Raw genomic sequence first — 23,349 nt, forward strand, 5'->3', positions numbered from 1 at the left:
TGATCACCCGATTCCCGTCATGAGAAAGTTTCCCGCGAGAGCTGGAAGGAGATAAGCCATGGCCACTCTTCAGATCGCCGCAAACGGCAATTCGCTGACGCGCCCCGCCGCCGCAGCGCCCGTGGCACCTGCCGTCATGAGCCCTCTGCGCATGTGGGCAGCCGTTGTCGGTTCGACGCTCGGCGCCTTCATGGCCGTCCTCAACATCCAGATCGTCAACGCCTCGCTTGCCGATATCCAGGGCGCGATCGGCGCCGGCACGGATGACGGCGGCTGGATTTCGACTTCCTATCTGATCGCCGAAATTGTCGTCATTCCGCTGAGCGCCTGGTTGGCGCGCGTCTTCTCGGTCCGTAACTATCTGCTTGTCAACGCCATCCTCTTTCTCATCTTCTCCGTCGCCTGCGCCTTCGCGGCCAATCTGCAGCAGATGATCATCCTGCGCGCCATTCAGGGCTTTTCCGGCGGCGTGCTGATCCCGATGGCCTTCACCATCATCATCACCCTGCTGCCCAAGGCCAAGCAGCCGATCGGTCTCGCGCTCTTTGCCCTGTCTGCCACCTTCGCGCCGGCGATCGGCCCGACGATCGGCGGTTATCTCACCGAGAACTGGGGCTGGGAACATATCTTCTACGTCAACCTGGTGCCCGGCGCGCTGATGGTCGGCCTGCTCTGGGTCTCGCTCGACCGCGCGCCGATGAACCTGAAGCTGCTTGCCAAGGGCGACTGGCCGGGCATCGTCACCATGGCGATCGGCCTTGCGGCCCTGCAGACCGTGCTGGAAGAGGGCAACAAGGAAGATTGGTTCGGCTCCGATTTCATTGTCCGCCTGTCTGTTATCGCTGCCGTCTCGCTGACGCTGTTCCTGATCATCGAGCTGAAGACTGCCAATCCGCTGCTGAACCTTCGCCTGCTGGTGCGCCGCAATTTCGGCTTCGGCATCGTCGCCAATTTCCTGCTCGGCATCGCGCTTTACGGCTCGGTCTTCGTGCTGCCGATCTATCTGACCCGCATCCAGGGCTATAATTCCGAGCAGATCGGCATGGTTCTCGCCTGGACCGGCATCCCGCAGCTGCTGCTGATCCCGCTGGTGCCGCGCCTGATGAAGCGTTTCGACGTCCGCCTGCTGATCGTCGTCGGCTTTGCCCTTTTCGCCGCCTCGAATTTCATGAATGTGCATATGACCGGCGATTATGCGAGCGATCAGCTGTTCTGGCCGAACATCGTCCGCGCCATCGGCCAGGCGCTCGTCTTCACGCCGCTCTCGGCAATCGCTACCGCAGGCATCGAGCAGGAAAATGCCGGTTCGGCTTCGGCACTCTTCAACATGATGCGCAATCTCGGCGGCGCCGTCGGCATCGCCTCGCTGCAGACCTTCCTGTCGAAGCGCGAACAGTTCCACTCGAACATCCTCACCAACTCGGTCTCGGTCTTCGAGGAAGCCACCCGCGATCGCATCGCCAGGCTCACCGGCTATTTCATGAGCCACGGCGTCAGCGATCAGGCGCTCGCCGGGCACAAGGCCGTCGTCGCCATCGCGCTGAAAATACGCAAGCAGGCCAATATCATGGCCTTCAGTGACACCTTCTTCCTGCTCGGCGTCGCTCTCGTCGTCGCCCTGCTTGCAACCCTGCTTCTCAGGAAACCCGGTCAACTCTCCGGCGGCGGCGCTCACTAGCGCCCCGCCTCCCTCAAGGAGGAGAAAGCCATGACGTCAGCGATCTATGCTCCCGATACCGACAGGCTCCAAACGAAGACCGCCGGCCATGCCGTCAGCGCCGCTGCGCTGCTCTCCATCATCGAATGGCTCTCCGGCGATGAATGCCACGCGCTCGACGAAGCGGGCCTCGTCTCCGGCCTCGGCCGCAGGCTCCAGGCGCTCGGCCTGCCGGTCGACCGGCTGACCTTGCATCTGATGACGCTGCATCCCGAGTTCATCGGCCGCACCATCGCCTGGGCGCCGGGCGAACCGGTCGAGATCCACGACCGGGAACACGGCGCCCGGGTCGCCATATCAAATACGCCACTGCGCAAGGTCATGGAAACCCGCGAACCGCTTGTGGTCGATACCAGAGAAAGTGTGCATGGCCGCTGGCAGCATATCGATGTCTTTGCCGATCGCGGCCTGATGCAGCTCGTCATCGCGCCACTTTGCAATGTCGACGGCCCGGTCAGCGCCGCCGTCTTCGGTACGAAGCGGCCGGGTGGCTTTACCGCCTCCGAACGTCAGGTGATCGAGCGCATCCTGCCGGCGCTGCGCAACACCAGCGAACTGCGCATCCTTCGCCAGGTCGAGCTCAGCCTGCTCGATACCTATATCGGCCCGCTGACGGCAAGCCGCATCCTGGCCGGCCGCATCCGCCGCGACGAGGTCGAATCGATGGAGGCAGCCCTGCTGCTCTGTGATCTCAGAGGCTTTACCGAACTGTCGAACCGGCTGCCGGGCAGCACCGTGCTCGGCCTGCTCAACGCCTACTTCGATAAAATCGTGCCGGCCATCACCCGCGAAGGCGGCGAGGTGATGAAATTCATGGGCGACGCCGTGCTTGCCTTTTTCCCGGGCTATGATGCCGCCCATTCGTGCGGCGCGGCCCTGGCATCGGCCCGCGCTATCCTTGATGAGATCGACCATTTCCAATATGAGGGCCTCGGCGTGAAGGCCGGCATCGCCCTGCATTACGGCGAGGTCAGCTACGGCAATGTCGGCTCCGGCCGCCGCCTCGACTTCACCCTGATCGGCGGCGACGTCAACCTGGTCAGCCGCATCCAGACCGCCTGCAGCGAACTGGGAGAGCCCTTGCTGATGTCGGCGCCGTTCCGTGAGGAGGCCGGGGCAGGGGATGCCGTCTCTGTCGGGGCGCACAGGCTGAAGGGTTTTGCCGATCCGGTGGAGCTGTTCACGATCGTGCGGTAGGTGCCAAACCGCCCACTTGCATAAAATGCATGGCAGGTCTGCCCGAAACGGCTTCGTCTTCCCCCCATCTTTTCGCCATAGTGGCGCCGAAATTCCGCAAGCGGGGAGGAAGAGGCTTATGACTGTGCTGTTCGACGAACAAGGTGAGATCATCCGCGAACTGGGTGTCGCCGCCGACATCGACCCTGAGCGCGAGATCGAACGGCGAACCGGTTTCCTCAAGGATTATCTCATCGCTTCGGGCATGCGCGGCTACGTCCTCGGCATCAGCGGTGGCGTCGATTCGCTGACGGCAGCGTTGCTTGCCCAGAAGGCGGTGCGCGAGCTGCGGGACAGCGGCCACGCGGCCGAATTCATCGCCGTGCGCCTTCCCTACGGTGTCCAGGCTGATGAGGCGGATGCGGTGAGGGCGCTGGAAACGATCGGCGCCGACCGCTCGATGGTAGTCAACATCAAGGCGCCGGCGGATGCGATGCTTGGCGCCGCGTTAAACGGCGGCCTCGCCTTTGCCGATGCGGGCCGACAGGATTTCATCCTCGGCAATATCAAGGCCCGCCAGCGGATGATCGCCCAGTTTGCCTTGGCCGGGGCGCTTGGCGGCCTCGTCATCGGCACCGATCATGCGGCCGAGGCGGTCATGGGCTTCTTCACCAAGTTCGGCGATGGCGCGGCCGATATCCTGCCGCTCGCCGGCCTTAACAAGCGCCGGGTCCGCCTGCTGGCAAAGCGGCTCGGCGCCCCGGACGAGCTGGTGTTCAAGGTGCCGACCGCCGATCTCGAGGACCAGCGCCCATTGCGTCCCGACGAGGAGGCCTATGGCGTCAGCTATGACGAGATCGACGATTTTCTCGAAGGCAAGCCGGTCGGCGAGATCGCCCGCCGCCGCATCCTCGCCGCCTATCGGGCGACCGGCCACAAGCGCGCCCTGCCGGTCGCCGTCAACGCCCTCTGATGCCCCTCGGTGTCGCGGGTGTGGCCGACATAGCGTTTACGGCCTGACCGGCGAGCCGGTCCGTCCTGATGAGGCGAGATAGGCGTGTGGTGCAAAATAGACGCCGTCGGCATCGAAGGCCTCGAGATCTTCGGCCTGCAGCGCCTCGCGCACCTTCGGTCGTGCCGCCACCCGGGCCATGAAGCCGTGCAGATCAGGCCATTGCCTGAGATCGATGTCGGTCCAGGGCGACCAGTTCAGGCAGACGAAGAGATAGGCATCTGCCACCGTGAAGGCATCGCCGGTAAGATAGGGTCCGGCAAGACGGCCGTTCAGCCAGGTGAGCCGCTTCGAGATCAGCGCGCGGACCTCGCCATGAACGCTGGAATAAATCGGGTTGAAGAGCAACACCATCGGCTTGTGCAGCTCGGCGGTGATGAAGTTGAGATAGGATTGCACCTCGTTGCGGCGGATGTCGCCGACATCAGGCAACATAGCTGCCCCTTCCGGCACGCTGTCGGCGAGGAACTGCACGATCGCCGGCCCCTCGGTCAGCACCTTGCCATCGTCGAGCATCAGCGCCGGCACATAGCCGTTGCCGTTGATGGCGAGGTAATCCTCGCCGTCGCTCGTCCTGTGGGTCTGCCGGTCGACCTGGACGAGCTCGATATCAAGCCCCAGCTCACGGCAGATGATGTGCGGCGAAAGCGAACAGGCGGCTGCGTGCATATAGAGTTTCATTGCGGTTTCCTCTCCTTGGGGAGGCGGTCGATGCCGCCCGCCGATAGCGTTTGAACATTTGTACTGTTTCGCATAAAATAATCTTCGTCAAGAATTTACTGCGAAACGGTACAAAATATGAAGGACGAAAAGAAGCGCGGCCGCCCAAGGGCCTTCGACGCCAAGGCGGCGCTCGGCAAGGCGCGGGATGTCTTCTGGGACAGGGGGTATGCCGCCGCCTCGCTCGACAATCTGAGCGCTGCGACCAACCTCAACCGCCCGAGCCTCTACGGCGCCTTCGGCGACAAGGAGGATCTCTATCTCGATACGCTGGAGGGGTATCGGCAGGACGGCATGGACGTGCTGACTGAGGCGCTCGACCCGTCACTGCCGTTGCGCGACAACATCGCCCGCGTCTATGCCGGTGCGCTGGCGATCTATCTGCACGGTGAAACCGCTGCCCGCGGCTGTCTGCTGATCGGCACGGCGTCGGCCGAGGCGATCCAGCATGAGCGGGTCCGCGAGGTGCTCGGCCGCAGCCTCAATGATTTCGACGACGAGATCGAAAAGCGCATGCGCCTTGCCGTGGACAGGGGCGAGCTTCCCCAAAGCGCCGATCCGCAGATGCTTGCAAGGCTCGCCTCCGCCGTCATGCATTCGCTCGCCGTCCGCGCCCGCGCCGGCGACAGCCGCGAGACGCTGGAAGCGATCGCCCGGTCGGGCGTCGAGCTGATCTGCGGGAGCGCCCCCTAGAACAGGATGATTTTAGGCCCGGTCGGCCTAAAATCTGAATCCTGTTCTAAAAGTTAGAGCATGATGTCGTCCGAAAACCGCTCACACTTTTCGGCATCATGCTCTAGCTCGATGTCTGCCGATCCCTCGGCCGTACCATCCAGGAATAGGCAGCGCCGGCAAGAAGCAGTACTGACGTGCCGAGGAACACCGCCCGCATGCCGATATGCCCGCCGACAAAGCCGCCAAGGATGGGGCCGGCCACCTGGCCGACATATTGCGACGAGATGGAAAGCCCGAGAATGCTGCCGGCCGCACTGTCCGGCACGCTGTGGCGGATAACAGCGGCGATGCAGGGCAGCAGCCCGCCGAGTGCTGCGCCCATCAGGAAACGCAGGATGATCAGCTGCCAGGAGCTGGTGACGAAGGCCTGCGGGATCAGCAGCAGCCCGGCGACGGCGAGCGCGCCTGAAATCACCGGCCAATGGCCGATCCTGTCGGCGAGCTTGCCGAGCCATGAGGCCGAGAGAATGCTGCCGAGGGCAGCGGCCGACATGACGATGCCCGATATCATCGTCACCTGGGCTTCGACGGGCACGAGCTGCGCGACATAGACGGTGATGATCGGCTCGATCGACATATTGGCGAACATCAAGAGCATGCCGGTCGCCAGCATGGCGATGACGGGCCGCTTATCGGCAATGGATTTCCAGCCGCCGCTGGCCTTGGCCGCCTGCTTGCGAGCCGGCGATTTCTCTTCCTTGATCAGCAAGGCCGTGGCGAGAAAGGCGAGGAAGATCATGCCACCGGCGGCGAGAAACGTGCCGCGGATGCCGATGATCGGCGGCAGCGCCCCGCCGACCAGCGGCCCGACGAGATTGCCGGCCATGATGCCGGAGGAGAGCACGCCGAGCGCCCAGGCCGAACGGTCCTTCGGCGTCTGCGTCGCCACCAGCACCATCGAACCGGAGGCATAACCGCCGGCAAGCCCGACGAAGAAGCGCAGGGCCACCAGCTGCCAGACATTACCGGCCATGCCCATCAGCGAGATCGCCAGCGTCATGCCGAGGCTGGCGCGCACCAGCATCAGCTTGCGGCCGTAAATATCGCCGAGCCGGCCCCAGAGCGGCGCGACGAGAGCCGCGGCAAAGAAGGTGGCGCCATAGGCGATACCCGACCACTGCACGATGTCAGCATGGTCGCTGACACCGAGTTCCTCGACATAAAGCGGCAGGAAGGGAAGCAGCAGCGTCATCGCCACGATCGTGGTGAAGGAGCCGCTCAGCGAGATGGTGAGATTGCGCTTCCAGTGGATCGAGCCGGGCCTGGCGCTGGCGGCGTCCAATTGCGTATCGGTCATTCTCTCGGCCCCGGCATTGATCGCGCGGGCGAAGTTCCGCACGCATGGTGAAACAATGTGCCCTTTGCCGCGGCGAGGAGATCGGCGCGGGTGAAACTGTCCTGAGATCGAGTTTTTCGAGGTCGAACGCATAGGCCGTAACGGTGCATGCGCTCGCCGTTCCAGGGCGGGCACGCGCTGATATAACCGCGCTATGGCCCATCCTTCAAGATGGCGCTTCCGCATTGGTGGCCTGTCTTCGGAAATGAGAGCCGCAATCTGGACCCTCTCGGACAAAACTGCTACAACATGACCGATTGCGTTATGCAATCGGTCAATCCAAGGACATTGCCATGAGCGACATGCGCACATCCCGAGAGCAGACTGTCCGTCATCTCTACGCCGCCTATCTCGACGACCGCAAGGATATCGTCGGTGCGATGTTGACGGAGGATTTCACCTTCTCCAGTCCGCGCGATGACCACATCGACCGGGCGAGCTATTTCGAGCGCTGCTGGCCGAAGGAGCCGGTCTTCCGCGGCTTTGACATCGAATTCCTGGCGATCGACGGCGACGAGGCGGTCATCCGCTATCGCGCCAAAAAACGGGATGGCGGCAGCTTCCGCAACATCGAGAGCCTTCGCTTCCGCGGCGACAAGATCGCCTCCGTGGATGTCTATTTCGGCCGCAGTTTGTAAGCTCGGCCGAGACGGGGACGCGCCACTGCTTTACAGGAGCCGCATTGCCGACGTGCCGATGATGATCATCGAGACCGCCACCATCAGCGGCCGCACCGGCAGCCGTTTGACGAGGATCGCGCCGAAGGGGGCGGCGATGACGCCGCCGATGATCAGGCCGATCGCCGAATTGAGTTCCGACCAGCCGAGCGTCAGCATGAAGGTCAGGGAAATCGTCAGCGTCACCGCGAATTCGGTGAAATTGGTCGAGCCGATCACCCGTTTCAGATCATGGCCGCGGCTGACCAGCGAACTGGTGACGATCGGCCCCCATCCGCCGCCGCCGATCGCATCGAGCACGCCGCCGCAAAGCCCGACCGGTGGCACCATCCAGTCGCGGACATCCCGTTTCGGCGGCGGCCGAAAGGCTTTGTAGAGGATCACCAGCCCGATCGCGATCAGATAGGCCGACACGAAGGGCGCGATCACCTTGCCGTCGATATTGGCCAGCAGATAGGCGCCGATCGCGCCGCCGATCATGCCGGCCGGTGCGAGCCGCGCCACGAGGCGCCAATCGACGTTGCGATGATAGGCGTGCGAGATGCCCGAGGCGGCGGTGGTGAACATTTCCGCCACATGCGTCATGGCGCTGGCATTGGCCGCCGGCACCCCGAAGGCGAGAAGGCTGGTCGTCGACAGCACGCCGAAGGCCATGCCGAGTGCGCCGTCGACGATCTGCGCGCAGAAACCCACGACGATGAAGAAAAAGAAATCCGATGTCATGCAGTCCCCTCAGACAAACGGTAGCATCAGAATAAGCGACGCCGGGAAAAAGTTTCCGGTCTCAGGCGGCAAGTCCGTGCTGCTTCAGCCTGACGATCTTGAAGAAGCCGTTCGGAAAGACCGGCAGAATATCGGCAGGCGCGAAATCACCGCGGCGCTCGGCCCAGGCGACGATGCGGTGAACGCGGAAGGCGGAGGACCAGCCGATGTGACGCACCAGCGGCGCCACCGCCGTCTCGATCGCGCCCTGCAGACCGGCGCCGTCGCCAAGCTTGCTGGCAAGGATGATCTCGCCGCCCGGCCTGAGCACTCTCGCGCATTCGTCAAGCGCCCGTTCGGGCTCGGGGATGAGCGTGATGACGAAGGGCAGGCAGACCGCATCGAAAGACCGGTCGGCAAAGGTAAGCGCATGGGCATCCATCACATCAAGCGCCCGCACATGCTGCAGCTTCTCGCGTTTCGCCTTTTCACGCGCCCGCGCGATCATGTGTTCGGAAATGTCGATGCCGGTTACCCGGCAGTGGCGCGGGTAATGCCCGAGCGTCAGGCCGGTGCCGACGCCGATTTCCAGAATATCGGTGCCGGCTGCGGCCGCGAGTGCAGCAAGCTTGCGGTGGCCATCGCGCAGGATGCCGCGATAGACGCGGTCATAGACCGGCGCCCAACGCTGATAGATTTTTTGCTGATCTTCCGCCCTGCTGCGAAGCTCTGACATGCCGGCACCTCCCTACAGCGCCGCACGTCTTTTCGGACGCGCAAAGGGCGCTGTAACACTTTGAATTGCTGCATAATTTTGCCCCTAAATCAATTCTGCTTTAGGGAATTATGCAGTCGCAAGCCCAGGAAAAGTGGAAAGCGGTTCCCCAGGAATTGCATCAAATAAAAAGATTTGAGCGGTTCTGTGCTTCTCTCAAAAGCTGAACCGCTCTAAAGCCCAGCCTCTCAACTCCTAAGGGTAGGTTCCGGTTCCCGGCGAAATGTGACCCAAGGCACAGATCCACACCGGGGGGCACTTTGGGGTGACCCCGCTACAGCCTATTTTGCCGGCATCAGCCCAAGCTGTTTGGCGTCCAGTTCGCTGCCGATCTCGACGGTTTTCTTTTGCTTGTCGTAGACGCAGATCTGGGCGATCAGCCCCTTGGCGCCCTTCGGCTTGCCTGTCACCAGGGCAAGCCCATAATGCGAGCTGCCGAACGGATCGACCGTGGTGCTGGGCTTCTCGATCGTGACCGCTGCCTTCTTGCATTTGGCCTCGACGTCGGCGGCGAGCTGCTTCCAGGCGTCATCGGAGGAGGCATGCGCCGTACCTGCCAGGCAAAGCAGTACGGCGGCAGTGAGAGGCTGGATTATATTCCTGTTCATATCGGGGCTCCGTTGATCTCCATAACAGGCAAAGCGGTTTTCGGGGCGGGCATTCCCATTGATTTGCCCAAGCGATTTCTACGCGCGACTCCAACCCTGTAACTGAGGCAAATTTTCCTCCGGCCGGTCGTTTTTTGATAATCGCCGGTTGCCTCTCCCCCTTTCCGCTCCTATGTTCCGCCTCACCTGCCGAGACGCAATCAATTGCCAAGAGGAGATCTGACATGGCTTTCGAATTGCCTGAACTTCCCTATGATTACGAAGCGCTTGCTCCCTTCATGTCGAAGGAAACGCTGGAGTTCCACCACGACAAGCACCATAAGGCCTATGTCGACAACGGCAACAAGCTCGCCGCCGAAGCCGGTCTTTCGGACCTCTCGCTCGAAGACGTCGTCAAGAAGTCCTTCGGCACCAATGCCGGCCTCTTCAACAACGCGGCCCAGCACTACAACCACATCCATTTCTGGAAGTGGATGAAGAAGGGCGGCGGCGGCAACAAGCTGCCGGGCAAACTCGAAGCGGCCTTTACCTCCGATCTCGGCGGCTATGACAAGTTCAAGGCCGATTTCGCCAATGCCGGCGCCACCCAGTTCGGCTCCGGCTGGGCCTGGGTTTCCGTCAAGAACGGCAAGCTCGAAATCTCCAAGACCCCGAACGGCGAAAACCCGCTGGTTCACGGCGCCACCCCGATCCTCGGCGTCGACGTCTGGGAACACTCCTATTACATCGACTATCGCAACGCCCGCCCGAAATATCTCGAAGCCTTCGTCGATAGCCTGATCAACTGGGACTACGTCCTGGAACGCTACGAAGAAGCCACGAAGTAAGCGGTACCAGACCAGCCGCCATGGCGGCGATGTCGTCCGCCTCTTCGAATTTGACACCCGGCGCCTCAAACGCCGGGTGTTTCGTTTTCACACGAAGCCGTCACATCCCTGTCACCAGCCGCTCCTAATCACGCCCCATGTCTTCCTCTGCGTCTCCCTTGTTCCGCTTCGGCGTCATCGCCGACCCGCAATATGCGGCGATCGCGCCGCATGTGGCGATGGATCGCTATTACGCCAACAGCCTCGCCAAGGTCGCCGCGGCGATCGAGGTGTTCAACGACTGGGAATTGAGCTTCGTCATGACGCTCGGCGATGTCATCGACCGCAGCTTTTCAAGCTTCGACGATATCCTGCCGGTCTATGAGAAGCTCAGGCACGAGGCGCTCTTCCTGCTCGGCAACCACGATTTCTCGGTCTCTGCTGGACACTTGTCCGAAGTCGCCGCGCGCCTCGGCATGCCATCGCCCTATTATAGCTTCTTGCGTCACGGCTGGCGCTTTATCGTGCTCGACGGCAACGAGGTCAGCATCTTCGCGCCGCCCGAAGGCCATCATCATCGTGCGCTGGCAGCTCGGATGCTGGCAGAGCTGCAGGCCAAGGGTGCCAGGAATGCGCATCGCTGGAATGCCGCGCTGAGCGACGAACAATTCGCCTGGCTTGGCGATGAAATCGCAAAAGCGGCCGAGGCCGGCGAAAAGGTGATCGTCATGAATCACTATCCCATTCATCCGCCCAGTGAGCACGGCATGTGGGACAGCGAGCGCATCGTCGAGCTGCTTGCCTCCACCAGCAATGTTGTTGCCTATCTCAACGGCCACGACCACGTCGGCAACTACGGCATGGCCGGCGCCTGTCACTTCGTCAATTTCAAGGGCGTGGTCGACACCGAGACGGAAAACGCCTTCGCGATCGTCGAGGTTTATACAGACCGCATCGAAATCCGCGGCTTCGGCCGCGAGGTGAGCCGCACGCTGGCTTACTAGTTGCGAAACAGCGCGAACCGAGCGTGTCGATGATCGACCGAACGGCTGATATCAGGCAGGCACAGCCTTCTCCGTCCACCCACTGGTCCAAAGCTCCCGCAGCCGGTCGCCGTCGCCTTTGAAGAAATCCTCGCTCGTCGCGCAGCGCTCCACCCTGTCGCTGCGGAAATTGCGGATCGCCTGGCGCAGCTCGCACCAGGCGACGATATTGGCGGTCTGCGAATAGTAGATCAGCGCGACCGGCCGGATCGTCCGCTCGCTGGCGCGGCCGAGTTCGTCACGGTAGCCGAGCATCAGCTTGCGTTCGTCACGGATCGCGCGGCGCACGATCGCCAGGTCGAAGCCGGCCGGCTGCGCGATCGAGCCCCAGGCATAGAGCGCCTTGTTGTCCATTGCCTGGCGCAGCGGCGGCGGCACGGCGCCTGATATCTTCCGGTTGACCCGGCGCGCGGCCTGCTTCAGCTCCTCGTCCGCCGTCCGTTCGAGCAGCGCCAGCGACAGCACGATCGCCTCCATCTCCTCGATCGAGAACATTAGCGGCGGCAGGTCGAAGCCCGGCCGCATGATGTAGCCGATGCCGCGCCCGCCTTCGATCGGCACCCGCATCGCCTGAAGGGCGGCGATGTCGCGATAGATCGAGCGCACGGTTACCTCGAGCGTCTCCGCCATCGTCGCCGCCGTCATCGGCTTTTTTGCCAGCCTGAGGATCTGAATGATCTCGAAAAGCCGCGAGGCCTTGCGCATTTACCTCTCCCATCCGCCACGCTCCTGACAATACACTGTCAGTTGGGTTCCCGTATAGAGCCGCCTATCAGATTGAAATCAATCAGGGTCTTTCAAAACGGCCCGCAGAACTCAAGGCGGTAACTGACATGAACTACCACGAAAACCTCTGGCTCTTCTTCACCCTTCTCTTCGGCATCATCATCGTGCCGGGTATGGACATGCTCTTCGTGCTCGCCAATTCGCTAACCGGCGGCGTCAAACGCGGGCTGGCGGCGACCGGCGGCATCATGGCCGGCGGCGCCGTGCATTCGGCCTATGGCGCAGCCGGCGTCGGCGTGCTCGTCACCATGCTGCCGCAGCTTTTCAACGTGCTGCTCTTTGCCGGCGTCGCCTACATGATCTGGATCGGCATTTCGCTGATCCGCAGTTCGATCACCGTCGAGGCGGTTGGCCCGGGAACGGCGCACTCCGGCTGGCGCGCCTTCCGCCAGGGCGCCGTCACCTGTCTGGTCAACCCGAAGGCCTATATCTTCATGTTTGCCGTCTACCCGCAGTTCCTCAGACCGGAATATGGCCCGATCTGGATGCAGGGGCTGATCATGGGCGTCATGACTGTCGTCACCCAGTTTGCCATCTACGGCACGCTGGCGATGACGGCCGGCCGCAGCCGCGACCTGCTCGTCGCCAACCCTGACGTCACGGCCTTTGTCGGCCGCTTCGCCGGACTGCTGCTGGTTGTCGTCTCCGCCTTCAGCCTCTGGCAGGGGTGGAAAAGCGCCTGAGCGCCACTGCATGTCGCCCGGAAGTGTGCAGCGGTTCCGGGATAACGACATGCATAAAAGCAGAGAACGGCCTATCACATTGTTTTTATGATGCTCCGGCAAAACGTGACTGCCAGGACGCATGGATTTTGTCATGCTCCCGGTGCAGATTGGCCTCCGGCCAGTTGGCCGAGGAGAAATGGAGAGGAATATGAATTGGAAAGCAGTAGCTGCCGCCGCAGCGATGGCCGGCATAGCCTTAGGTTCGGTGACCGCCGCCGACGGTACTCATGATTCGCGCATTGCGCTGATGAAGCAGATCGGCGGTTCGGCCGGCGCCCTGGCAGCCATCGCCAAGGGCACCAAGCCCTATGACGCCGAGGCGGTGAAGGCGGCGCTGACGACCATCGCCGCAACGGCCAAGGTCTTCCCCGACCAGTTCAAGCCGGGCACGGAGACGGGCGACGAAGAGGCGAGCCCGAAGATCTGGGAAAACATGGATGACTTCAAGGCGCGCGCCGCCAAGCTCTCCACCGACGCCGAAACCGCGCTGGCTCAGCTTCCGGCCGATGCCGCCGCCGTCGGCGCCACGGTCAACACGCTCGGCGCCAATTGCGGCGGCTGTCACAAGGCCTATCGCATCAAGGATTGATAGGCCGTTTGATCTGGAACTTGATACGCGACCCGCGCCGGCCTTGCCGCCGGCGCGGATCACCTTATTCTCCGCCCGTGCGGGCTGGTCGCAGAACCGCTCCAAGCAGGAAAATCTCGGTAAAGGGGAGGCGGAGCATGGTCCGCAGGTTCATCCGGTTACTGCTCTGTCTGATCGGCGTCGCCGTGCTTGGCGGCGGCGCCTTCTATCTCGTCACCGCACCCGATCCGCTGCCGGAGAGCCGTTGGGCCGGTCTCGGCGCGCCGGACCCGGCGAACGGTCAGATGGTTTTCTGGGCGGGCGGCTGTGTCAGCTGTCATGCAGCACCGGGTTCCGAAGGCGATGCAAAGCTGACGCTTGCAGGCGGCCTGGCGCTGAAGAGCCCTTTCGGCACCTTCCACGTGCCGAACATCTCACCCGATGAAAAGGCCGGCATCGGCGCCTGGACGCTCGCCGAATTCGGCAACGCGATGAAGCGCGGCGTCGGCCCGGGTGGCGAGCACCTCTACCCGTCCTTTCCCTACAGCTCCTATTCCCGCATGAGCGATAAGGACGTCAACGATCTCTTCGCCTTCCTGAAGACCCTGCCGAAGAGCGCAAATGTCGCGCCACAGCATGAGCTGCCGTTCCCCTTCCACATCCGGCTGGCGCTCGGCGGCTGGAAATTCCTCTATTTCAGCGACCAACCGCGCGTCGCGCTCGCCAAGAGCGACGACAAGATCAAGCGCGGGCAATATCTCGTCGAAGGCCCCGGTCATTGCGGCGAATGCCATACGCCGCGCGATGCGCTGGGCGGCTTCCAGGCGGATCAGTGGCTCGCCGGCGCCCCCAATCCGGAAGGCAAGGGCCGCATACCGGATATCACCCCGGCCTCCAAGAGCATCGGCGGCTGGAGCGAGGCCGATATCGCCAGCTACCTCGAAACCGGCTTCACCCCCGATTTCGATTCCGTCGGCGGCTCTATGGTCGATGTGCAGCAGAACATCGCCCATCTGCCGGCCGCCGACCGCGAGGCGATCGCCGCCTATCTGAAGGCCGTGCCGGGACGCTAAAGCATGTTGCGCAAAACTGCGCAGCGGTTTTGCGGCAACGACATGCGTAAAAACAAAGATCCAAAGCGCGTCGCATGAATCAAGTTTGATGCGACGCGCTTTAAAGTGCGGTTGTGCTTGGCACCTTCGCAAGGTCCCACGCCTGTTCATAGGGAGGTGGGACCTGGCATCAGATCATAGGGATGGCGCCAGCCGGGCATCTTGCTGATACGATCTTTCCAGGCTGTGATAGCCGGGAAGGCGCTGTGATCTATCCCGGTTTCCTCCGGCATGAAGACGTAGCCCGCCAGAGAGAGGTCTGCGATCGTCAGCCGGTCGCCGACCATGAAGGCCTGGTGCGCCAGATGTTCGTCAACAATGGCATAGGCAGCTTTGGCCCTCAGTCTCAAAAACTCGACGACGGGCGTCTCGCCGCTCTTCTGAAGGCCATACATGAACCTCAGCGTCGCGTAGTAGCTCGTGAATTTATGGTTGTCGAAAAGAATCCAACGCATGATGTCACGCCGCTCTTCGGCCGTCTGCGCCCCAAAGTGGCCTGTCACCTCTGACAAGTAGTCCAGGATGATCCCCGATTGGCTGATTTTCGTTTGCCCATGTTCGAGCACAGGCGCCTCGCCCTGTTCGTTTATGGTTTTTCGCCATTGTTCGGTTCGCGTTTCGCCGCCCAGATAATCAACGAAAATGCTTTCCCACTCGATGCCGGCAAGCGCAAAGAACAGCGCGACCTTGTAAGAATTCCCCGACAGAGCGAAACAATGGAGTTTGAAATCAGGCATGAAAGCTCCTTATGCAATTCGACAAAGCATGTTGTCGCGCAATACTGTGCAGCCGTTTTGATGCGTCGAGCTTCGGCTCTTGCGAAAGCCGAACCTAAGAGTCGGTCACCCTAAGCGATCGACTGCATGTAGCGCATGCCGGTCACCGGACGCGGGGTGAAATCCAGCTGTTCGTAGAAGCGGTGCGCCAGCACGTTTCCGGTTGCGGCGCTGACGGAGAGGTAGCCGCAGCCGGCATTGCGGGCGGTTTCGCGCGCCCGGTCGACGAGCAACTGGCCGGTGCCGTGACCGCGATGGCCGTCACGCACGAAGAGGTGGTGCAGGTCCATGCCGCGCTTGCCTTCCTGCGCCCTGTAGAGCGGCACGAGAATGGCGTAGCCGATCAGCCCTCCGCCGGTCTCGGCGACGAGCGCATTGATCCAGGGCAGCGGGCCGAAGAGGTCGCGCTCCAGCTGCTCCGCCGTCGTGCCTGCCGAATCGCCGTGATGGGCGGCAAGCAGGGCGATCATCTCGTTGAGTTCGGGCAGGTCGCGCGGCTTGGCGGCGCGGATCGTCACCACCGATGGGCGCATCAGTGAAATTTCGCTGTCTTCGATTTCGGTCATGGTCTTCGCGTCCTTTGATATTCTGCCGTCAGGACGCTGCCGATACAACAAAGCCGCCTGACGGCGGCTTGTTGACAATATGATCTTGTCCGGCCGCCCTTTACAGGTACAGCCAAAAATACGGGCGGCTCTGGTGCGCGTTTTTGATCATGGGTCATAGATCGTCGGAAACGCAGGCTTTGTCAATGGCGGATCGGAGCCCATCACAGGCATTGAGCCCTGGCCTCACCCTTGATAGTATACCCCCCTATGCTATATGAGAATCTATCATGTCCCACACCACCCTGCAGAAAAAGAAGCTTGTCGCCCGCATCAGCCGCTTGAAGGGGCAGATGGAGGCGGTCGAGCGCGCCCTCGAGGCCGAGCGCCCCTGCGGCGAGATCCTGCAACTGCTCGCCTCTGTCCGCGGCGCGCTGACCGGGCTGACCGGCGAGGTGCTCGACGATCATCTGCGTGAGCACGTGCTGAATGCCGCCGACGATGCGGCAAGGGCGGAGGCGGTCGAGGACATATCGGAAGTGTTGAGAACCTATATGCGCTAGAGCAATTCCAGGAAAAGTGTGAAGCGGTTTTCCCGGGCAAACTGCGAAGCATTTTCCCAGGAATTGTGTAAAAACAAAAGCTTATAGCGGCGACGAAGGAGCCTGTCATGAGTGCCGGAATCGAGAAGGCTGGAATTGATGCCTTGGAACATGATCACGTCTTCCTCGGCGCCGATCATACGCGCAACGAGCGGCGCATCTGGCTGGTGATCGCGCTGACGGCGGTGATGATGGTGGCGGAAATCGCTGCCGGCACCGTCTACGGATCCATGGCCCTGGTCGCCGATGGCTGGCACATGTCGACCCATGCCAGTGCTCTGCTGATTTCGGCGCTCGCCTATCTCTTCGCCCGCCGGCAGGCGCGCAATCCGCGTTTCACCTTCGGCACCGGCAAGCTCGGCGATCTCGCCGGCTTCGCCAGCGCCATCATCCTTGCCCTGATCGCCCTGCTGATGGCCTGGGAAAGCCTGCTGCGCCTTTCCAATCCCGTGCCGATCGGTTTTGCCCAGGCGATCGCCGTGGCGGTGATCGGCCTTGCCGTCAATCTGGCCAGCGCCTGGCTGCTGGCCGGCGGCGGCTATGTCGCGCATGGCGATCATGCGCACCATCATCATGGGCATGGCCATCACGCGCATCACAGTCATGGCAACCACGCCCATCCCGCGCATGGACATCGTCCGCACGGTCATGGCGACCATGCCCATCACGCAAAGACCGGCGACAACAATATCCGCGCCGCCTATCTGCATGTCATCGCCGATGCTTTGACCTCCGTGCTCGCCATCGCGGCGCTGACGCTCGGCAGCCTTTATGGCTGGCTCTGGCTCGATCCCCTGATGGGCATCGTCGGCGGTTTGGTGATCGCCAATTGGTCGTGGAGCCTGATGAAATCCTCCGGCGTCGTCCTGCTCGACGTCATTTCCGAAGGCGAGACGCTGCCGGCGGAGATCCGCGGCGCCATCGAGACGGAGGACGACCGGATCACCGATCTGCATGTCTGGCAGGTCGGCCCCGGCCATCATGCCGCAATTGTTGCCGTCCTTACCTCGAAGCCGCGCGATCCGGCCTTCTACAAGGGCAGGCTTTCGGCGTTGGAGGAATTGTCGCATGTAACGGTCGAGGTTACACGCGCGGCGTGATCGGCGCGATCGGACGACAAAGGTCGCTCGACGGACGATTAACATCGCCTTGGGGACGAGATGCCGCCGCAATCGCGCCTTAGCTCTGTCCTCCTGATTTGCCGGAGGATTTCATGGATCTCAGTCTGACCCGCCGCATGCTGATAGGCTCGGCATTGTGCCTGCCTGCGATGGGCTTGCCCGCGCTGGCGATTCCCGCCAATGCCCAGGAGGGGGCCGAGGAGGGGGCCAAGGAGAGTGCCGAGGAGGGCGACGACAACATCGAGCGCCGCCTTGCTGCGCTGGAAAAACGCACCGGCGGCCGCCTCGGCGTCTCGGTGCTCGACACTGAGACGAGCATCTCTTTCGGCTATCGCGGCAGCGAGGCCTTCCCGATGTGCAGTACCTTCAAGGCTCTGGCCGCCGCTTTCGTGCTTGCCCGTGCCGACAAGGGCGAGGAGAACCTCGACCGGCGGGTGACCTATGGCAAGGACAAGCTCGTCGATTATTCGCCGCTCAGCGAGAAACATGCCGGCACCGATGGCATGACCATTGCCGAACTCTGCGAGGCGGCGGTGACCGTCAGCGACAACACGGCCGGCAATCTGCTGCTCGAAAGTTTTGGCGGTCCGGCGGCGCTGACCGAATGGCTGCGCTCGATCGGTGACGGCACGACCCGTCTCGACCGCACCGAACCGACGCTGAACGAGGGCCGGAAGGGCGATCCGCGCGACACGACGACCCCGGATGCGATGCTCGACACGCTCGGCAATCTGACGCTCGGCTCGGTCCTCACTGAGGCCTCCTGCGACAGGCTGATCGCCTGGCTGGTGGCGAGCACGACAGGCAAGGAGCGGCTGCGCGCCGGCTTGCCGGCGGATTGGAAGGTCGGCGACAAGACCGGCACCGGGCCGAATGGCTCTCTCGGCGATATCGCAGTGATCTGGCCGCCGGATCGCGGTCCGATCGTCGCAGCCGTTTATATCAGTGAGACGACCGTGCCGGTGAAGGACCTCAACCCGGTCTTTGCCGAAGTCGGCCGCATGATCGTCGAGATGGTGTGAATCATGAAAAATGCGGTGGAGAAAGCTCCCGCCGCATGCTGGATTCGATCTGCCTGTGGCTCAGGCGGCGGTGATGTCGTCCGCCGTCTTGGTGCCGTCATCCTCGATACCGGCCATCTCGCGCTTGATCTGCTCGGCGATTTCCTTCTCGATTGCGGCGCGCTGATCGGCCGGCATGGCGGCCAGATCGGCTTCGGTCAGATCGTGCTGCTCGAGATGGCGGGCGCGGATATATTCCGCCGGCGTCATGTTGCCCCATTTGGAGAATTCGTCGACCAGGGCGTCATGCGCCGCACTCGCCGCCGCTTCGTCGTCGGAAGGCGGATTGATATAGGGGCCTTCGCTGCTTTGAAGAGCCCACATCGTATTGGCGATCGACGGCGGCGTGCTGCTGGGCTCGAGACCGGGCGCGGTATTGCGCGCAGTGCTGTCGAAGTCCGTCGTTTGCTGATTCTTGGATTTGGCCGATTGATCGAAAAGAGCGCCGACCCCGTAATAGTTGCGAATATGACTGCTGATTTCCATAAAAACTCTCCCCGAAAACCGGGGAGAGAATGGCGATACAGCCATGCCTAGAGCTTGCGCCGGCTCCTTCTCGTGAGGAGAAGAGGCGCTCCCATCAAGGCAGCGTATAGGCGATCACGTAATCGCCGGGCGTGGTGCCGACCGAGCCGTGGCCGCCTGCGACCATGACGATATATTGCTTGTTATCATCAGTCTCATAGGTCATCGGCGTCGCCTGGCCGCCGGCGGGAAGCCGCGCCTGCCAGAGCTCTCGGCCATTCGTCACGTCATAGGCGCGCAGGTAGTTGTCGACCGCAGCCCCCAGGAAGGCGACGCCGCCCTTGGTCAGCATCGGTCCACCGATGCCGGGTACGCCCACTTTGAAGGGCAGGGGCAATGGCGTCATGTCGCGCACCGTGCCGTTCTTGTGCATATAGGCAATCTTGCCCGTGCGCAGGTCAACGCCGGCGACATAGCCCCATGGCGGCGCCTGGCAGGGGATTTTGAGCAGCCCGAGGAAGGGACCCATGAACACGCCGTAAGGCGCGCCGTCATTGCGGTTGAGCCCCTGTTCGCTGCCCTTCTCGTCCTGGCCTCTCGGCGGAATATCGGCGGCCGGCACCAGGCGCGAGGTGAAGGCGAGATAGGTCGGCATGCCGAACATGATCTGCCGCTCCGGATCCACCGCCACGCTGCCCCAGTTGAAGGTGCCGAAATTGCCGGGATAGACGATCGTGCCTTTGAGCGAAGGCGGCGTATAGCGGCCCTCATAGTAGTAGCGGTGGAAGTCGATGCGGCAGGCGAGCTGATCAAACAGCGACACGCCCCACATGTCCTTTTCCTGAAGCGGCTCCGGCGAGAAGGTGAGGTCCGAGATCGGCTGCGTCGGCGAAGTATGATCGCCCGAGACCGCACCACCCGGCGCCGGGATTTCCTTGACCGGGATGATCGGCTCGCCGCTGCGCCGGTCGAGCACATAGAGATCGCCCTGCTTGGTCGGGCCGACCAGGGCCGGAACCACGGTGCCGTCCTGCTTCGTCAGGTCGATCAGCGCCGGCTGGGCCGGGACGTCCATGTCCCAGAGATCGTGATGCACCGTCTGGCGCACCCAGCGCAGCTGGCCGGTGGCGATATCGAGCGCGACGATCGAGGAGGAGAATTTCTCGACATTGTCGCTGCGGTTGATGCCGAGCTGGTCGGGCACCTGGTTGCCGAGCGGGATGTAGACCATGCCGAGTGTCTCGTCGACGCTGAAGACCGACCAGCTGTTCGGCGAGTTGGTCGTATAGGTCTGGCCCTCGGTGATCGGCGTCGTCACGTCGGGATTGCCGGAATCCCAGTTCCAGACCAATGCGCCGGTATTGATGTCGAAGGCGCGGATGACGCCGGATTGTTCCTCAGTCGAATAATTGTCGTTCACCGCCCCACCGACGATGATCTTGCCCGCCACCGCGACCGGCGGCGAGGTGGAATAATAATAGCCGGCCGGATTGTAGCGCATACCGGTTTCCAAATGCAGCACGCCCTGGTCGGCAAAGCTGGTGCAGACCTTCCCGTCCGCCGCATCGAGCGCGATCAGCCGGGCATCGGATGTCGGCAGGTAGACGCGTTCGGCGCAGGGCTGGCCGGCGGCAACGGTTGGATCAGCATAATAGGTGACGCCGCGGCAGGTCTGATGCTGCCGGTCGGGGTTCATGCCTGAGTTGGCGTCGTATTTCCATTTCTCCTTGCCGGTCTTGGCGTCGAGCGCGATCGCCCAGTTGTGCGGCGTGCAGAGATAGAGCGTGTCCTTCACCTTGAGCGGCGTCACCTGATAGGTCGTCTCGCTGATATCCTCCGGCCGTTTGACGTCGCCGGTCTGGTATCGCCACGCTTCCTTGAGGGTGGAGACATTCTGAGCTGTGATCTGGTCGAGCGGCGAATAGCGCTGGCCGAAAGGCGTGCGGCCATATTGATGCCATTCGCCATCCGGCACGCTGCCGCCGAAGGCGGGATTGGCGGCGACCGTGTCCTTGGGCAGCTCGCCGGCAAGATCATGCGGGTCAGTCGTCATCGAATAAAGGGCGACGAGGATGGCGAGGATGACAGGCACGGCGAGCGGCCAGGGGTTTGCAGCGTAGGTGATGCCCGTCGGGCTGCGCAAGCCGAGCGGCCGGCGGATCCATGGCGTCAGCAGCCAGAGCCCGAGCAGGATGATCATGCCGCCGCGCGGGCCGAGCTGCCACCAGTCGAAGCCAACCTCCCAGATCGCCCAGGCGAGTGCTGCGGCGACGAGCACCGCATAGACCCAGAGCGCCACCGCCTTGCGCATCAGAAGCAGACCGGCGGTAATCACGAACATCAGCCCGGCAAACAGATAGAAGACGCTGCCGCCGAGTGTGACGAGCCAGAGCCCGCCACCGCCGAGTGCCAGACCGATGATGATGAAGAAGATGGAGGTGACGATGATCGCCATAAGGCTGTCTCCCGCTGAGGTTAGCCGGGGTGAAGGATGGGCGGAAAAGCCCCGCCGATCAGGCAGATAGCGCGAGGGAGATGCCTTTCAACGGCCACAATTGCCGCAGGGCGCGGATGGCACCGAACGGCGCGTCAGGCCGGATGGAAGCGGATCGCTGTGGCGCAAATGTCCCACCAAAACGGGCGAGAGCGCTCGTTACGTTCCGCAGAAGGTCGCAAGCACCCGTTCGTCCGGCTTCGGTGGTTCCCTATAGGCGGCAAAGCCTGGCTGATCCTCATAGGGTTTCGAAAGCACGCTCAGCAGCGCCTCGAACAGCGAGAAATCCCCGTCCTCGACGGCAGCCTTGATCGCTTGTTCGACCCGGTGATTGCGCGGAATGAAGGCCGGATTGACGCCGCGCATGGCAATGGTGCGCTCAGTGGCTGTCTGCGGATCGCGGGACAATCTCTCGCGCCACTGCGTGAGCCAGGGCCCGCAGGCGTCCGCTTCGCGGAAACTTGCCGCAAATGCGGGCGCTGCGACGTCATCGCCGGCAAGATCCGATAGCCGCCGGAAGGTCAGGGTGAAATCGGCGCCCTGCGCCTGCATCAGTGACAGCAGCGCCTGCACCAGTTCGAGATCGCCGTCCTCTTCGCCGGCAAGGCCGATCTTTTCGCGCATGCCGGCCAGCCAATGCGCCTGGAACCGTTCGCCGTAACTCTTGATCACCACATTGGCCTTGTCGACCGCGCTGTCGGGCTCGGCGTCGATCAGCGGCAGCAGCGTTTCGCCGAGCCTTGCGAGGTTCCATTGGCCGATGCCGGGCTGGTTGGCATAGGCGTAACGGCCATGCTGGTCGATCGACGAGAAGACGGTCGCCGGATCATAGGTATCCATGAAGGCGCAGGGGCCGAAATCGATCGTCTCGCCGGAGACGGTCATATTATCCGTGTTCATCACGCCATGGATGAAGCCGACATGCAGCCAGCGGGCAATCAGCGCCGCCTGGCGTTCGGAGACCGCTTCGAAGAGCGAGAGATAGGGGGTTTCGGCCTCTTTCAATGCGGGATAGTGCCGGTCGATCACATAGTCGGCCAGAGCCCGCACGCCGTCGGTATCGCCCCTGGCCGCGAAGTACTGGAACGTGCCGACTCGGATATGGCTGGCCGCGACGCGGGTGAAGACCGCGCCCGGCAGCACCTCTTCGCGATAAACCGGCTCGCCTGTCGTCACCGCCGCCAGCGCCCGCGTGGCGGGAATGCCGAGCGCAAACATTGCCTCGCTGATGATATATTCGCGCAAGACCGGCCCGATTGCCGCCCGCCCATCGCCGCGGCGCGAAAAAGGCGTCGGTCCGGCGCCCTTCAGCTGGATATCGTAGCGCTTGCCGCTGCGGTCGACGACCTCGCCGAGAAGGATCGCCCGCCCATCACCGAGCTGCGGCGAGAAGCCGCCGAACTGATGCCCGGCATAGGCCATCGCCAGCGGTTCGGCCCCTTCGGGAAGGAGATTGCCGGAAAAGATCGCCGCGCCATCGCGGCGCAAGGCCTCGACGTCAAGCCCGAGCTCGGTGGCAAGCGGCTCGTTGAGCTTGATCAGCCAGGGCTCCGCCACCGGTGTCGGCACTTGCGCCGCAAAGAAGTGCTGGGGCAAGCCGACATAGCTGTTGTCGAACGGAAAGGCCGCACCGGGCCGGTTTTTCTGCAGGGCGGAGGTCATGGTTCATAGGTAGGGCTAGGATGCATGCCGCGCAAGCCAGGGGATGAAGACCTTCACGAAGAACAGACTCATGCAAGGAATCGTGATCTGCCTTTACCTCTCGTCAAAGCAGCTTTGCCATAAAC

Annotated in this window: 24 protein-coding genes; 13 read left to right on the forward strand and 11 right to left on the reverse strand. The window is 62.6% G+C overall.

Features of this window, described 5'->3' with window-relative positions; genetic code table 11:
- Positions 1 to 58 precede the first annotated feature (58 nt).
- From U5G49_RS04875 to nadE, 3 genes are all read left to right on the forward strand, one after another.
- Positions 59 to 1,678 carry an MDR family MFS transporter gene (locus U5G49_RS04875; RefSeq protein WP_193444785.1) on the forward strand — a complete coding sequence of 540 codons (1,620 nt, stop codon included), beginning with the start codon at positions 59 to 61 and terminating at the stop codon, positions 1,676 to 1,678.
- A 30-nt stretch (positions 1,679 to 1,708) separates the two neighbouring features.
- Positions 1,709 to 2,914 carry an adenylate/guanylate cyclase domain-containing protein gene (locus U5G49_RS04880; RefSeq protein ID WP_193444784.1) on the forward strand — a complete coding sequence of 402 codons (1,206 nt, stop codon included), beginning with the start codon at positions 1,709 to 1,711 and terminating at the stop codon, positions 2,912 to 2,914.
- Between the two features lie 118 nt (positions 2,915 to 3,032).
- Positions 3,033 to 3,866, forward strand: a complete 834-nt coding sequence (gene nadE / locus U5G49_RS04885; RefSeq protein WP_028733840.1) for an ammonia-dependent NAD(+) synthetase — start codon at positions 3,033 to 3,035, stop codon at positions 3,864 to 3,866.
- 36 nt (positions 3,867 to 3,902) lie between these two features.
- On the opposite strand, the gene gstA is transcribed toward nadE, so the two are convergent.
- Positions 3,903 to 4,586 (reverse strand): glutathione transferase GstA, encoded by a 684-nt coding sequence (gstA, locus tag U5G49_RS04890; RefSeq protein ID WP_193444783.1) that lies wholly within the window; start codon positions 4,584 to 4,586, stop codon positions 3,903 to 3,905.
- Between the two features lie 117 nt (positions 4,587 to 4,703).
- On the opposite strand from gstA, the gene U5G49_RS04895 reads away from it, so the two are divergent.
- On the forward strand, positions 4,704 to 5,318 hold the full coding sequence (locus U5G49_RS04895; protein WP_112906332.1) for a TetR/AcrR family transcriptional regulator: 615 nt from the start codon (positions 4,704 to 4,706) through the stop codon (positions 5,316 to 5,318).
- 103 nt (positions 5,319 to 5,421) lie between these two features.
- Here U5G49_RS04895 and U5G49_RS04900 read toward each other — a convergent pair whose 3' ends face one another.
- Positions 5,422 to 6,657: a multidrug efflux MFS transporter gene (locus U5G49_RS04900; RefSeq protein ID WP_193444782.1), complete on the reverse strand. Its 1,236-nt coding sequence runs from the start codon at positions 6,655 to 6,657 to the stop codon at positions 5,422 to 5,424.
- A 332-nt stretch (positions 6,658 to 6,989) separates the two neighbouring features.
- On the opposite strand from U5G49_RS04900, the gene U5G49_RS04905 reads away from it, so the two are divergent.
- Positions 6,990 to 7,334 carry a nuclear transport factor 2 family protein gene (locus tag U5G49_RS04905; protein WP_193444781.1) on the forward strand — a complete coding sequence of 115 codons (345 nt, stop codon included), beginning with the start codon at positions 6,990 to 6,992 and terminating at the stop codon, positions 7,332 to 7,334.
- Between the two features lie 30 nt (positions 7,335 to 7,364).
- Here the strand turns inward: U5G49_RS04905 and U5G49_RS04910 are convergent, their stop codons facing one another.
- From U5G49_RS04910 to U5G49_RS04920, 3 genes are all read right to left on the reverse strand, one after another.
- Positions 7,365 to 8,096, reverse strand: a complete 732-nt coding sequence (locus U5G49_RS04910; RefSeq protein ID WP_018241221.1) for a sulfite exporter TauE/SafE family protein — start codon at positions 8,094 to 8,096, stop codon at positions 7,365 to 7,367.
- A gap of 61 nt (positions 8,097 to 8,157) precedes the next feature.
- The gene (locus U5G49_RS04915) at positions 8,158 to 8,811 is read right to left on the reverse strand and encodes a class I SAM-dependent methyltransferase (RefSeq protein WP_018241222.1); all 654 of its coding nucleotides are present in this window, start codon (positions 8,809 to 8,811) and stop codon (positions 8,158 to 8,160) included.
- Between the two features lie 320 nt (positions 8,812 to 9,131).
- Complete coding sequence (locus U5G49_RS04920) at positions 9,132 to 9,458, reverse strand: hypothetical protein (RefSeq protein WP_028733845.1); 327 nt, start codon at positions 9,456 to 9,458, stop codon at positions 9,132 to 9,134.
- A 224-nt stretch (positions 9,459 to 9,682) separates the two neighbouring features.
- Here U5G49_RS04920 and U5G49_RS04925 point away from each other — a divergent pair, with 224 nt between their 5' ends.
- On the forward strand, positions 9,683 to 10,285 hold the full coding sequence (locus U5G49_RS04925; protein WP_008528928.1) for a superoxide dismutase: 603 nt from the start codon (positions 9,683 to 9,685) through the stop codon (positions 10,283 to 10,285).
- A 137-nt stretch (positions 10,286 to 10,422) separates the two neighbouring features.
- Positions 10,423 to 11,268 carry a metallophosphoesterase gene (locus U5G49_RS04930; protein ID WP_193444780.1) on the forward strand — a complete coding sequence of 282 codons (846 nt, stop codon included), beginning with the start codon at positions 10,423 to 10,425 and terminating at the stop codon, positions 11,266 to 11,268.
- Positions 11,269 to 11,319: 51 nt separating this feature from the next.
- On the opposite strand, the gene U5G49_RS04935 is transcribed toward U5G49_RS04930, so the two are convergent.
- The gene (locus U5G49_RS04935) at positions 11,320 to 12,012 is read right to left on the reverse strand and encodes a helix-turn-helix transcriptional regulator (protein ID WP_018241225.1); all 693 of its coding nucleotides are present in this window, start codon (positions 12,010 to 12,012) and stop codon (positions 11,320 to 11,322) included.
- A 128-nt stretch (positions 12,013 to 12,140) separates the two neighbouring features.
- On the opposite strand from U5G49_RS04935, the gene U5G49_RS04940 reads away from it, so the two are divergent.
- The 3 genes from U5G49_RS04940 (at position 12,141) to U5G49_RS04950 (ending at position 14,459) form a co-directional block, all read left to right on the forward strand.
- Positions 12,141 to 12,776 (forward strand): LysE family translocator, encoded by a 636-nt coding sequence (locus U5G49_RS04940; RefSeq protein WP_018241226.1) that lies wholly within the window; start codon positions 12,141 to 12,143, stop codon positions 12,774 to 12,776.
- 190 nt (positions 12,777 to 12,966) lie between these two features.
- Positions 12,967 to 13,407 carry a c-type cytochrome gene (locus U5G49_RS04945; RefSeq protein WP_018241227.1) on the forward strand — a complete coding sequence of 147 codons (441 nt, stop codon included), beginning with the start codon at positions 12,967 to 12,969 and terminating at the stop codon, positions 13,405 to 13,407.
- 137 nt (positions 13,408 to 13,544) lie between these two features.
- On the forward strand, positions 13,545 to 14,459 hold the full coding sequence (locus U5G49_RS04950; RefSeq protein WP_193444779.1) for a cytochrome c: 915 nt from the start codon (positions 13,545 to 13,547) through the stop codon (positions 14,457 to 14,459).
- A 146-nt stretch (positions 14,460 to 14,605) separates the two neighbouring features.
- Here U5G49_RS04950 and U5G49_RS04955 read toward each other — a convergent pair whose 3' ends face one another.
- Both U5G49_RS04955 and U5G49_RS04960 read right to left on the reverse strand, forming a co-directional pair.
- On the reverse strand, positions 14,606 to 15,235 hold the full coding sequence (locus U5G49_RS04955) for a glutathione S-transferase family protein (protein WP_018446274.1): 630 nt from the start codon (positions 15,233 to 15,235) through the stop codon (positions 14,606 to 14,608).
- A gap of 110 nt (positions 15,236 to 15,345) precedes the next feature.
- Entirely contained in the window at positions 15,346 to 15,840 is a 495-nt protein-coding gene (locus tag U5G49_RS04960) for a GNAT family N-acetyltransferase (RefSeq protein ID WP_018446273.1), read from the reverse strand.
- A 269-nt stretch (positions 15,841 to 16,109) separates the two neighbouring features.
- Between U5G49_RS04960 and dmeR the strand changes: the two genes are divergently transcribed.
- The 3 genes from dmeR (at position 16,110) to bla (ending at position 18,564) form a co-directional block, all read left to right on the forward strand.
- On the forward strand, positions 16,110 to 16,382 hold the full coding sequence (gene dmeR / locus U5G49_RS04965) for a Ni(II)/Co(II)-sensing transcriptional repressor DmeR (RefSeq protein ID WP_047619651.1): 273 nt from the start codon (positions 16,110 to 16,112) through the stop codon (positions 16,380 to 16,382).
- 107 nt (positions 16,383 to 16,489) lie between these two features.
- A complete protein-coding gene (dmeF, locus tag U5G49_RS04970; RefSeq protein ID WP_193444778.1) occupies positions 16,490 to 17,521 on the forward strand; it encodes a CDF family Co(II)/Ni(II) efflux transporter DmeF in 1,032 nt (343 codons plus the stop codon).
- A gap of 113 nt (positions 17,522 to 17,634) precedes the next feature.
- Complete coding sequence (gene bla, locus U5G49_RS04975; protein ID WP_193444777.1) at positions 17,635 to 18,564, forward strand: class A beta-lactamase; 930 nt, start codon at positions 17,635 to 17,637, stop codon at positions 18,562 to 18,564.
- Positions 18,565 to 18,624: 60 nt separating this feature from the next.
- Here bla and U5G49_RS04980 read toward each other — a convergent pair whose 3' ends face one another.
- From U5G49_RS04980 to U5G49_RS04990, 3 genes are all read right to left on the reverse strand, one after another.
- A complete protein-coding gene (locus U5G49_RS04980) occupies positions 18,625 to 19,089 on the reverse strand; it encodes a hypothetical protein (protein ID WP_112906342.1) in 465 nt (154 codons plus the stop codon).
- Between the two features lie 94 nt (positions 19,090 to 19,183).
- Positions 19,184 to 21,523 carry a glucose/quinate/shikimate family membrane-bound PQQ-dependent dehydrogenase gene (locus tag U5G49_RS04985; RefSeq protein WP_193444776.1) on the reverse strand — a complete coding sequence of 780 codons (2,340 nt, stop codon included), beginning with the start codon at positions 21,521 to 21,523 and terminating at the stop codon, positions 19,184 to 19,186.
- Between the two features lie 198 nt (positions 21,524 to 21,721).
- The gene (locus tag U5G49_RS04990) at positions 21,722 to 23,224 is read right to left on the reverse strand and encodes a protein adenylyltransferase SelO (RefSeq protein WP_193444775.1); all 1,503 of its coding nucleotides are present in this window, start codon (positions 23,222 to 23,224) and stop codon (positions 21,722 to 21,724) included.
- Between the last annotated feature and the right edge of the window lie 125 nt (positions 23,225 to 23,349).

Source organism: Rhizobium indigoferae (assembly GCF_034554815.1).
GTDB lineage: Bacteria > Pseudomonadota > Alphaproteobacteria > Rhizobiales > Rhizobiaceae > Rhizobium > Rhizobium leguminosarum.